This is a genomic window from Streptococcus sp. 11273D007BT (assembly GCF_053547195.1).
The window spans coordinates 243,099-254,877 of record NZ_JBPWPE010000001.1; the positions used below are offsets into that span (position 1 = coordinate 243,099).

Consider the following 11,779-nt stretch of genomic DNA (forward strand, 5'->3'; position numbering starts at 1 on the left):
TTTTCACAAGGATTTTAGGGCGAGTTCAATTACAAGATACTGATAACGTAAGAAGACCAAGAGGAAAAATAGGAGATTTGACACAGGATATTTCAGTCCAAGGAAAATCTATCATTTTCTCACAGTCTTCCGCTTGCAGTTCAATTAAAGCTACCAAATCTTTTTTAGATTCTTTAAGCTTGTTTTAAGTTATTATGGCTATACTATAGTCATCCTAAAACTTTTCTTTTTCATAAATCTCCTAACTTCCCTTACATTTGTGAGGGAAGTTTTTTTGCCATTTAGCGGTAAGCAAAAAAGATCAGGCAGGAGCTGAAAGCCCTACCTGATCAGGAGATTTATGAAAAAGAAAGTTTATTAGGATGTTTATAGTATAAGTTGCTCAGCTTAAAGGATACTTAACGTAACCTTTCATAAAACTTAAAGCTCATCTTGTCACAAAAACAGCCCCTCAGAATGAGGAGCTGTAGGAGATTTATGAAAAAGATATGCCAGCTCTTTGGGCTTTAGCCCTTAGAGATGACGATACTGGGCTATGCCCAGTAAAAGTTTATTAGGATGTTTATAGTATAGGCCTCTCAGCTTAAGCGAGGCTTAACACAACCTTTTGTGAAACTGAAGTTTTTAAGGGATGAGGGATTAAAAAAATCTTCAAAAATCGTCATTTTTTTCATTAAAATACTTGACAAATCGCTTGTTATACTACATATAACAAGCCTTGACTTTACAGCCAAGGCTTTCTAAAAGTTTTTTAATATGGAGAAAAAGGATGTCTAAGAAAACAAAAGTTTTATCAGGTTTGGCTCTTGTTGCAGGGACGGTCGCAATCAGCGCTAATACTCAAGCAGAAGAGGTGACAGCACAAGTTACCACTGAAACACCTGTAACAACCGCTCAGGAAGCAACTGAGACAAAGGTGACGACAGAGGCGTTAGCGCAAGCCTCAGAGGTGGCGACAAGCACACAAGCAAATGCAGACAGTCAAGCAAGTGTGGTAGCGACAGCTTCATCAGAAGTTACCTCGCAATCAGCGGTGGTGTCTTCTCTTACCTCAGAAGTGGCAAAAGCCAATGTGACAGAGCAAGATTTGAGCAATGCTCAAGCTACTATTGAGAGCGCACAAGGACAGGTAACGGCAACCTCAGAAGCCTTGAAAACCGCTCAAGGGACAGAGACGACTGCACAAGCTAAGGTCTCTTCTCAAGAAAGCCTAGTAGCTGATGCTCAAACGAAGGCTAGCGAGACGGCTAGTGCGGTGTCTGAGGCTCAATCTAAGGTTGATGCTTTGAGTAGTTCTACAGACACTACGGCTCTTGAACAGAACGTTGCTGACCTTACAACTAAGGTAGCTAGCGACAAAGATGCAGTATCTTCTGCCCAGTCAGCTCTTGAGTCGGCTAAGTTGGCTGAGAGTAACAAGGCTGAAGCCGTATCTCAGCAACAAAAGGTAGTGGCTGAGGCTGAACAAGCCGTAGATTCGTCTGCCAAGGCTCTTGTTGAGGCAACTTCTACTAAGGACAATGCCCAATCAGCTCTTTCAGAAGCTCAGTCAGTTCTTGAAACTGCTAAAACTAACTATGCAACAGTGGGTAGCAATATCTTAAAAGCTAACTCAGAATACACTGCCCTACTAAAACAATATTTTGAGAATCCTAGTCAAGAGGTATCTGATAAGTTGACTGTTCTTGGTCGTCAGATATTAGAACAAGATTGGGGTATTATTGTCACTGATTCCTCTGTCTCAGCTTCAGATAAAGGTGGGTTACTTTCAACTTATTTTAGTCAGGAGGATGAGCAGAAGGTTATTGACCCTAAAAACCTTAGTCTAGAGGATAAGATTGATATTGCTAAGTTTATTGCTACGGCTCTTAGTGAGGTTCGTAGAGATTTAGGTCAGGAGCAGTTGGTAGTTGATGAAGATATGCTAGCACTATCTCAGCGTATTACGGCTTTGACTCGTCCAGAGTATTTTTATGGTCATGATGTTGATGCAATGATAGCGGCTTCTCATGAGTTTTCTACCTTAAAAAATGGGTACTCAGTGGGTGGATATACGGTTCAAGTATCTCCTGTCAACCTTGTAAATGAGGCCGAAGGTTTCCTTTATTATGCTGACTATATAACTATGGCAGGGCTTAAGAGTAGGGTGTTGGATAGTTTGCTACATATGTTCTATAATGATGCACATAGTAACTGGATCCATACAAAAGTTCTTTCTTACTCTGGGAAGGATTTCGGTATTGCTTTTAACACAAAGAGTAGTGGCTCTTCTAACTCTGTTGAGTTTAGGTTTAATACTATTACAGAAGATGCAAGAAAGTTTACTACATTCTCAGGTAAGCAACATACGATAGACGTCCCAGCTAGTTCTGTTGAGGCAAAGTCTAAATTGGATGAAGCACAAAAGAATTATGATTTGGCAGTTACTGCCAATCAAGAGGCTCTGTCCAACTACAGCACAATTCAGTCAGTTTATGAGTTAGCTCAAGAGAACCTTAAGGATGCCCAATCAACTTTAGCTGACCTTATCAATGGTACGGTTGACCTTGCATCTTTAGAAACAGCCCTTACCGAAGCTCAAGCAACCCTATCTCAAGATGAGCAAGCTTTGCAGTCTGCTAAGGAAACTCTTGCTCTTGCTAAGGCTAGTGCTACTGACAAGGCTGTTGCTCTTTCTAAGGCTCAGGCAGTCCTTACTTCTGCAAAAGAGGCGGATGCCCTTGCTCAATCAGCTCTTGCTTCTGCTCAGGCGACTCTAGCTCAATTAAAAGCAGAACTCAGTCAAGCTCAAAGTGCTACCGCAGATGCTAAAACTGCTTATACTAATGCACAAGCTACTCTCGAGACAGCTAAAGCCCAACTAGAGGCTATGAAAACAGCTAAAGCTAACTTACCAAGTCTAGTGGAACAACTCACTCAAGCACAGGCTAAGTTAGAAGAGTTAGAGGCGCTCTTAGCTACAGAAGAGGCAAATCTAGCAGACCTAGAAGCTATCGCAGATAAAGCCCTTGCTATCTATGAAGCTCTGCTTGCTCAGTACCAAACACAAGAAGCACAAGCTCAACACGATGCCATCATCAAAAACGGTGGTCAACCAGTAGCTATCAAGGATGAAAATGGCGTTATTGTTGCTTATGTTGACGGCAGAGCGGACGAGAAACAAGCTATCCAAACAGCTTACAACAAAGCTGTCACTAAACAAGTCTCAGCTAAAGTCCTAAAAGAAAAACCACAAGCAAACTATCAAGCTAAATCAGCTAGCCTGCCAAATACAGGAGATGACCAAACTGCTATCTTCTCACTGATGGAACTGGCTATGCTAGGACTTGCAGGTGTGGGAGTGAGACGTAAAGGAGAATAGAATGACTAAAACTGTTATGTATAGAGTTGCTGAGAGGCGATTACGGTGTAACACTAAATGTTCTAAAGTTGTTAATTTTTATTCGCATTATTTTCATGCTGTTGATCATTGTGGAGTTGTTTTGTTTACTACAGATAGTAAGTCGTTACCTGAGGCAAAACGCTTTATCTTTGCTTTGAAAGATGAAGAAAAAGCATTTATAGCTGATATTAAAGAATTAGGTACTTATCCCGATGAGCCAAATTTTCAAGATGCTAAAGTTCCTTCTCAATGGGAAAAGCTAAATGAAGACGAAAAGGAACAGAAATACAATTGGTACGTATTAGAAAATGTGAAGGAACTCCCTAAGTCGGAGTGGAAAAACTATATTGGGATTAAAAAGGGCGGAGAGGATTTTAGAACTATTTTAAAAGATTCTAGGGTTTACAACGGTGCAATTGAACTTATTGAGAAAAGCTAAAGGTAAGCTATTAGTTTGTCAACTTATTAAGTATTTTTGACTGTCTATAGCATTTTATAAACTATTCATTTATTAACATTCTTATGAAGAATAGACCTTGAAATTTAAAAGAATATTTGCTATAGTATAAGGATAATGATAAAAAAATAAGTTTTAGGGGAACATGATGAATAAAGAAGAATGGATAGCCTACTTTGAGACAATTAATGGTAGAAAACCGACACCAGCCGAACTGGCACAAGCTTTGCAAAACGGAACCATCCAGACTGGAGGAGTAGCGCCACAGCCTCTTCCAACTTACACACAAAAAGGGGCGAGTAAGTTTTGGCCTTTGCTTGCCTTAGCTTTATTGGCTGTTATTGTGGTGGGGTATTTCTACTTTGATAAAAAATCATCAGATCAAGCCAGTCAACAGACTACTGTTGTGAGTAGTAGTGAAAAAGAAAGCTCATCGACGAGTTCGTCTTCGTCAACTAGTAGCTCATCAAGCAGTTCATCTAGTAGTAGCTCAAGCAGTAGTTCGGAGGTCCCTCAAGCTAGCTCAGCTGCTCCAGCGCCTGCACCTTCCTCTACAACCGACACAGCTTTATTGAGAAGTCAGATCGAAAGCCGCATCAACTCCTACCGCTCAGACCTGAATCGTTCGCTAGCAGCTCGACAGGATTATGTGTCTGCTAACTTTACGTCTGGTAGTCAGAGTTATTTTGATGTGCGTGACTGGATTATCAATAGTTCTGCCAACGAGGGCGTAGCACGCTATGATTCTTATACTGATAGCATTACCAATATTCAAGAATCTGGTGATACCGTTACCTGTGATGTGGCCTATAAAACACGAACCTACTATACCGATGGGACGAGTTCAACTTTTTCAAGCACAAGACATTACACTTTGAAACGTTCAGGTGGGACCTTATTGATTTCTGATTTTGGTAGCGTTTCATAAAATAACACAAAACTCCACCCTCTAATGACTAGAGGGTGGATTTTTACAAAGGAGAGGACATGAATCAAAAAGAATGGAAAAAGTATTTTGAAGAAATCAATCATCGCTCGCCGAGCCCTGATGAAGTAAAAGATGCCATCAAACGAGGAGAAGTCAAACGTTCTATCGGTAAGATGTTTTTAGGAGCTCTGCTTTTAGCCGTGACGGTGATCATCGTAGTTGCATTTTTTTCTATGCGTCAAGAAAAAACAGCTTCCAATTCTAATGCCGCCTCTTTGGAAGATACGAGTTCCTCTATTTTTGAAGCAAGGGCGAGTGTTAGCAGTCAGTCAGATTTAGTCGAAGACATACAAGCGCAGGTAGATGAGCAAGTCTCTCAAGTTGAAGCTTTGAAAGCAAAAAGTATAATGGATATCAGTGCGATGAAATCAGGTGATTTTTCAAGTGTAGCAGGGCTATGGAAGACGAGTTCAAAGGAAATCTCTATAGATGCTTCGGGACGTCTTTCTGTGGGGAGCTTATCAACTTCTGTGAAGTTTGTTCAAGAGATGAATGGGGGCTACCAATTTAGGGGGAATGATGGCACTCCACTTGGAATGGCTAGTTTTGTCTTTTATCCAGAAACTGAGTCAACGACAGAAAAACTGGTCTATTCCCCACCAGCTGTAGTAGCCACAACTGATGAGTATGTCAGAGATTCGTCAGCATCTAATGCTTTACATGAGGCAGAGGTAAAATTAGCTGAATTAGAGTCCGAACTAGAGATTGAAAAAGCGCTCTTAGAGGACTATCAAGAAAGTTTAACAGAATTGGAGAAGTGAGGATAAAAGAAATCAAAAAATGGATTAAGTTTCTTTTAAGTTCTCACAGCTATACTATATTTATCCTAAAACTTTTCTTTTTCATAAATCTCCTGATCAGGTAGGACGTGAAAGTTCTACTTGGTCTTTTTATTTCCCCATAAACCCTAAAACTTCTAAGTCACAAAGAAGAGAGTGGGGTCACTTAAAGTCATTTGCACCAAAAACAGCCCCTCAGATTGAGGAGCTGTAGGAGATTTATGAAAAAGAAAAGTTTTAGGATATTTATAGTATAAGTTGCTTAGCTTAAGTTAGACTTAAAACAACCTTTCGAGAAACTTAAATTCCCTTTTATCACAAAAACAGCCCCTCGGAATGAGGAGCTGTAGGAGATTTATGAAAAAGAAAAGTTTTAGGATGTTTATAGTATAAGTTGCTTATCTTAAGTTAGACTTAAAACAACCTTTCGAGAAACTTAAATTCCCTTTTATCATAAAAACAGCCCCTCGGAATGAAGAGCTGTAGGAGATTTATGAAAAAGAAAAGTTTTAGGATGTTTATAGTATAAGTTGCTTAGCTTAAGCTAGGCTTAACGTAACCTTTCATAAAACTTAAATGAAAAATAAGCTGTTAGGCTCTATTTAAGGCTTTTGAGGTGGCTTTCAAAACTTTCTGATGAGGCATTGACGGTGATGTCTTTTAAGGTTAAGGGGTGAGTGAAACTAAGCCTGTGAGCGTGTAGGAGGAGTCGAGGAGCTTTTTCATTGCTGTAAAGAGGGTCTCCTAAAATTGCATGACCATGATGAGAAAGGTGGACACGAATTTGATGTGTGCGCCCTGTTTTAAGGCGACAATTAACGAGGCTATGGCGAGGAAGTACTTTTTTAACAGTAACCAAAGTGGTGGCTTTCTGTCCATGATGAGCGTCCACACGTCGTTTGCGACGATCATGTCGGTCTCTTCCAATCATGTCAGTGTAAGTTAACTCCTTTTTTGGGAAATGGCCTCTTGCAATAGCCCAATATTGACGTGATATTTTTCGATCTTCAAGAAGACGATTTAGAATAGGAAGAATAAAAGGATTTTTAGCAAATAAAATTGCACCGCTAGTCTCCATATCTAGTCTGTGGACGACATAGCAGGTCTGCCCAACATAGGCAGAGACATGATTTAAGAGGGCGATTTCTGTGGGGTCATTACCATGGGTCTTCATCCCTTCAGCCTTGTTGACGATGATAAGGTGTTCGTCTTCATAAAGACAGTCCACCAAGGAAGGGTTGCCCAAAGGAATCGTCTTTAGAGGATAATCGTCTTGATCAAAGGTAAGCTGTAAGAGGTCACCAGCTTTGATAGGGCTCTGCCAGTTAATGGTCTGTCCGTTGACAAGGACATGCTTTTTAGTTCTTAAAAAATGACGAATCTTACGAGGAATTAGAAAATACTCTTCTAAGAGGGTTTTAACAGTGGTTTCAGGCATTTTTTTAGGAATTTCAATCTCGATTAACATGCTAATATTATAGCATTTTTGACAAAATTGGTATAATGAGGATATGAGTATGAAAGATAAATGGAAAAAATGGCCTTTTGGCCGAAAGAAAACAATTGAAGATGGACAAGATTTAGAAGATACCATTTCGTTTCAATTTGACGATGATGACGTTAAAGAAGAGTTAGATCAGGAGGCGGCTCACTATCATCGTAGTCGTCAAAAGGAAGAAAAAGTACCTGACAAGAAACGTCATCCTATCTTGGTCTTTTTATCCAAGTTGCGTCTTCCTAAGAATCATTGGTTTCGTCGTTTTTGGCGTCGCTTTCACCTAACAAAGATCTTATTGATTATGATTGGGGTCTTTGTTTTGTTAACAGGAACCTACCTCTTTTATCTGGCTAAAACAGCTAATGTCTCTGACTTGCAAGCTGCATTAAAGGCAACGACCGTTATTTATGACAAAAATGAAGCTGAGGCTGGTAGTCTGAGTGGGCAAAAAGGGACCTATGTTGAGCTAGATGCTATTTCTGATGATTTGGAAAAAGCAGTGATTGATACAGAAGACCGCACGTTTTACGAAAATAACGGAATCAATATCAAACGTTATTTGTTGGCGATTTTAACGCTGGGGCGTTCAGGAGGTGGCTCAACCATTACGCAGCAGTTAGCTAAAAATGCTTATTTGAGTCAAGATCAGACGATTAAGCGTAAGGCGCGTGAGTTTTTCTTGGCGCTGGAGTTGACCAAAAAGTACAGTAAGGATGAGATTTTGACCATGTATCTCAATAATGCTTACTTTGGAAATGGTGTCTGGGGTGTTGAGGATGCGAGTCAAAAATACTTTGGCGTCTCCGCTAGTCAATTAACTGTTGATGAAGCGGCTACTTTGGCTGGAATGTTGAAAGGTCCTGAGATTTATAATCCGCTTTATTCGATAGAAAATGCGACTAATCGTCGTGATACGATTTTGCAAGTTATGGTAGATGCAGGAACATTGACTCAAGAACAAGCTGATCAGTATAAGGCTGTAGATATGGCAAGCGTTCTGAATGACACCTATGCAGGTAAGGTTGATGATTACAAGTACCCGTCTTATTTTGATGCAGTAATCAATGAAGCGATTTCAAAATATGGTCTGACGGAAAAAGATATTGTCAATAATGGGTATAAAATTTATACTGAACTGGATCAAAATTATCAGGCTGGTATGCAGTTGACGTTTGATAACGATGATTTATTTCCTGTATCAGAGTATGATGGCACAACAGCTCAAGCTGCCAGTGTTGCCTTAGATCCTAAAACAGGGGCAGTTCGTGGTTTAGTGGGTCGGGTTAATAGCACAGAGGATCCTACCTTTAGAAGTTTTAACTATGCTACGCAATCCAAACGTAGCCCAGCCTCGACCATTAAACCTCTGGTGGTTTACACACCTGCTATTGCATCTGGTTGGTCCATGAATAAAGAGCTACCTAATATGCTGACCAACTTTAATGGTTATCAGCCACATAACTATGGTGGTTTTGAGTCTGAGAGCGTTCCGATGTATCAAGCTTTAGCGAATTCCTATAATATTCCTGCTGTTTATACGATTGATAAGCTTGGAATTGATAAGGCGTTTAGTTATGGCAAACGTTTTGGCTTGAATATGGATTCTGCTAATCAAGAGCTGGGAGTTGCTCTGGGGGGTAGCGTGACGACTAACCCACTTGAGATGGCACAAGCCTATGCCACTTTTGCTAATGGCGGGGTGATGAACACAGCTCACCTCATTACTCGTATTGAAACAGCTAATGGTAAGGTTTTAAAAACCTTTGAAAACAAGGCTAAAAGGGTTATCAGTCAATCAGTAGCAGATAAAATGACCAGCATGATGTTAGGAACATTTTCAAATGGAACGGGAGTGAACGCTAATGTCTATGGTTATACGCTAGCTGGAAAGACAGGAACGGCTGAAGCAGAGTTTAATGCAGATGTTTCAAGTGATCAGTGGGTGATTGGTTATACGCCTGATGTTGTCATCAGTCAGTGGGTTGGTTTTGATAAGACCGATGAGAATCACTATTTATCAGACTCAAGCGCTGGAACAGCTTCTTACATCTTTAGTACCCAAGCAAGCTATATTCTTCCTTATACTGACGGCAACACTTTCTCAGTTGAAAATGCTTATACAGCTAATGGTATCGCCCTTGATTACGGTGGTAGCGAGGAAGTTACCAACACGGAGTCTAAGTCTATCTTAGATAGCTTACGCGAATCTGCCCAGTCGGCCTCACAACAAGTGACCGATGCTGTTGAAAATGCTAACATCGGTCAAAAAGCCCAAGAGTTATGGGATAATGTTGTTAACTATTTCAGATAGCTTGTCAGTCTTATAAAAAAATGATAAAATAAAGGTTACGGAGGCGTTATGGCACAGAAAAAAGCAAGTTTAGCGTGTACGGATTGTGGGTCTCGTAACTATTCTATTTCAGTAAGTAGCAACCCTAAACCAACACGTCTAGAAGTTAAGAAGTTTTGTAAATATTGCAAACAGTACACCCTACATAAAGAAACAAGATAGGAGAGAGAAAGTGAAGTTTATCGCTGGGATCTTCAAAGTATTGAAGGACACAACTTGGCCAACGCGTAAGCAAGTTTGGCGCGACTATATCGCAATTCTTGAATACACTGCCTTTTTTACAGTGATTATCTTTATCTTCGATAAATTGTTGACATTAGGTCTAATCGAATTGATAAATATTTTCTAAAATAGCACACTTTCAAGGCTTTTGTGGTATAATACAGGTAAGAAATCAAGAAAGCCGTTTTAACGGCTTTTTTATAATGAAAGGAAATAGTAGATGTTAGATAGTTTTGATAAAGGCTGGTTTGTTTTACAAACTTATTCAGGTTATGAAAACAAGGTTAAGGAAAATCTTTTACAGCGTGCGCAAACTTATAATATGTTGGATAATATTTTGCGCGTGGAGATTCCAACCCAGACTGTGAATATTGAAAAAAATGGGAAAACAAAAGAAGTAGAAGAAAATCGTTTCCCAGGTTATGTTTTGGTTGAGATGGTGATGACAGATGAAGCTTGGTTTGTGGTTCGTAATACTCCAAACGTTACAGGATTTGTCGGCTCACATGGTAACCGTTCTAAACCAACTCCACTTCTTGAAGAAGAGATTCGTGCAATCTTATTGTCAATGGGACAAACTGTAGATGTCTTTGATACCAATATCAAAGAGGGCGATGTGGTTCAAATCATTGATGGTGCCTTTATGGGACAAGAAGGGCGTGTTGTTGAAATTGAAAACAATAAAGTTAAGATTATGATCAATATGTTTGGTTCAGAGACGGCTGCAGAAGTTGAACTTTACCAAATTGCAGAGCTATAAAAATGTTTAAATCTCGCGCAAGCGGGATTTTTTTCTATCTTCAAATACAAAATAATCTGGAGGATATGGTGAGCTATGATAAAAGTTTTAATTTTGATGAAAATAAAAACGAAATATTAAAATAATAACTGCAAAATCAATGATCATAAAACTTGACAATATATATTATAGTATGTGATAGTCTTGATAGAAAATTTTAGATTAGAATATTAAGGATTTTTGACAAAAACTGATGCTTATTTAAATTAAAATAGTCTATCTATACTAACTTAAAGTAAATATTAAGGGGAGAGGATTTATCTCAATGAGAAATAAGAGATTACGCAAAGATTATACGGAATCGTCGCGTAAGAGCCGTGTTAAGATGCACAAATCTGGTAAACACTGGGTTCGTACAGTGATGTCACAGATTAACCTTGTTCGCCTGTTTAAAGGTGGTTCAGGTCAACATGAAGTTAAGGTTGAACGTCTAGAAAAAGAGGTGAAGGATTACTCTGTTCCAACAGCTCTTTTACGCGGTTTAGCCTCAGCAGGAGCCTTGGCAGGTGGTACGATGGTGACTGAGAATGCTTTTGCAGAAGAAACTACTATCGCCTCAGAGACTAGCACTAGTACCTTGGCAACTACTGATACGGTAGCCTTGTCTGATACAACAGTAGCTTCAACAGACGCTGCTTCAGCAACAACAGCTACGACAACAGAAGCAGCTGACACCACAAGTGCATCTACTTCAGCTTCAACAAGCTTGTCTGTTTTTGCGTCAGAGTCAACGAGCATTTCCTTGTCTGATTCGGCATCTGCATCAACATCAGTGTCGCTTTCAGATAGTGCATCGGCTTCAACCTCAACGTCTATTAGTGAATCTATCTCAGAATCCGTATCTGAGTCAGTTTCAGAATCAGTTATCGCCTCTGTCTCTGAGTCTATGTCAGAAAAAGCTAAACGCCGTCTCCCAAATACTGGTACAGAAGAAAATAACACAGGTCTTTTGTCAGGACTAGGCTTGCTCTTTGGTGCAGGATTACTTGCGAAGAGACGTCGCAGACGTGATGAAAAATAATGTGATCCCCTCTTGTGAGAGGAGTTAGGTGAGCTAGTCAAATCATTAAATCTCTAAGCTTTCGACATCGTTTGATACCCCAATTGTTAGGTTTACCGCCTAATGATTGGGGTCTTTTTTAAGGAGTAAAAACTACCCATCTTGCTTGTGAGTGAGGAAGAAGCGATTGATTGGTAACGTCATGTTGTTCAGAGTGTTTTCGAGTTTTAAGTCTGTCAGCCTAGTTTTCTATCTTTTTTCTTTCCCTATTTCGTGATATAATAGTGAGGATAATTTATTGACA

The 11,779-nt window shown here is 39.7% G+C and carries 10 protein-coding genes; 9 read left to right on the plus strand and 1 reads right to left on the minus strand.

From position 1 onward, the window contains the following. Positions 1 to 769: 769 nt before the first annotated feature. The 4 genes from ACEE75_RS01470 to ACEE75_RS01485 all read left to right on the plus strand — a co-directional run bounded on the left by ACEE75_RS01470 (position 770) and on the right by ACEE75_RS01485 (position 5,588). Positions 770 to 3,361 carry an SEC10/PgrA surface exclusion domain-containing protein gene (locus tag ACEE75_RS01470; RefSeq protein WP_449164819.1) on the plus strand — a complete coding sequence of 864 codons (2,592 nt, stop codon included), beginning with the start codon at positions 770 to 772 and terminating at the stop codon, positions 3,359 to 3,361. Position 3,362: 1 nt separating this feature from the next. Continuing rightward, positions 3,363 to 3,821 (plus strand): hypothetical protein, encoded by a 459-nt coding sequence (locus ACEE75_RS01475; protein WP_447574773.1) that lies wholly within the window; start codon positions 3,363 to 3,365, stop codon positions 3,819 to 3,821. A gap of 166 nt (positions 3,822 to 3,987) precedes the next feature. Then, complete coding sequence (locus ACEE75_RS01480; protein WP_447574775.1) at positions 3,988 to 4,767, plus strand: TcaA NTF2-like domain-containing protein; 780 nt, start codon at positions 3,988 to 3,990, stop codon at positions 4,765 to 4,767. Positions 4,768 to 4,826: 59 nt separating this feature from the next. Next, complete coding sequence (locus ACEE75_RS01485) at positions 4,827 to 5,588, plus strand: DUF6287 domain-containing protein (protein WP_447574776.1); 762 nt, start codon at positions 4,827 to 4,829, stop codon at positions 5,586 to 5,588. A 616-nt stretch (positions 5,589 to 6,204) separates the two neighbouring features. Here ACEE75_RS01485 and ACEE75_RS01490 read toward each other — a convergent pair. Next, positions 6,205 to 7,074: an RluA family pseudouridine synthase gene (locus ACEE75_RS01490; RefSeq protein ID WP_447574778.1), complete on the minus strand. Its 870-nt coding sequence runs from the start codon at positions 7,072 to 7,074 to the stop codon at positions 6,205 to 6,207. Between the two features lie 43 nt (positions 7,075 to 7,117). On the opposite strand from ACEE75_RS01490, the gene pbp2a reads away from it, so the two are divergent. The 5 genes from pbp2a to ACEE75_RS01515 all read left to right on the plus strand — a co-directional run bounded on the left by pbp2a (position 7,118) and on the right by ACEE75_RS01515 (position 11,496). After that, on the plus strand, positions 7,118 to 9,415 hold the full coding sequence (gene pbp2a / locus ACEE75_RS01495; protein ID WP_447574780.1) for a penicillin-binding protein PBP2A: 2,298 nt from the start codon (positions 7,118 to 7,120) through the stop codon (positions 9,413 to 9,415). A gap of 48 nt (positions 9,416 to 9,463) precedes the next feature. After that, complete coding sequence (gene rpmG, locus ACEE75_RS01500; RefSeq protein WP_354367488.1) at positions 9,464 to 9,616, plus strand: 50S ribosomal protein L33; 153 nt, start codon at positions 9,464 to 9,466, stop codon at positions 9,614 to 9,616. A gap of 10 nt (positions 9,617 to 9,626) precedes the next feature. Continuing rightward, on the plus strand, positions 9,627 to 9,803 hold the full coding sequence (secE, locus tag ACEE75_RS01505; RefSeq protein WP_354367490.1) for a preprotein translocase subunit SecE: 177 nt from the start codon (positions 9,627 to 9,629) through the stop codon (positions 9,801 to 9,803). Between the two features lie 93 nt (positions 9,804 to 9,896). Next, entirely contained in the window at positions 9,897 to 10,436 is a 540-nt protein-coding gene (gene nusG / locus ACEE75_RS01510; RefSeq protein WP_427895033.1) for a transcription termination/antitermination protein NusG, read from the plus strand. Positions 10,437 to 10,740: 304 nt separating this feature from the next. Beyond that, positions 10,741 to 11,496 (plus strand): accessory Sec-dependent serine-rich glycoprotein adhesin, encoded by a 756-nt coding sequence (locus ACEE75_RS01515; protein WP_447574782.1) that lies wholly within the window; start codon positions 10,741 to 10,743, stop codon positions 11,494 to 11,496. Positions 11,497 to 11,779 lie beyond the last annotated feature (283 nt).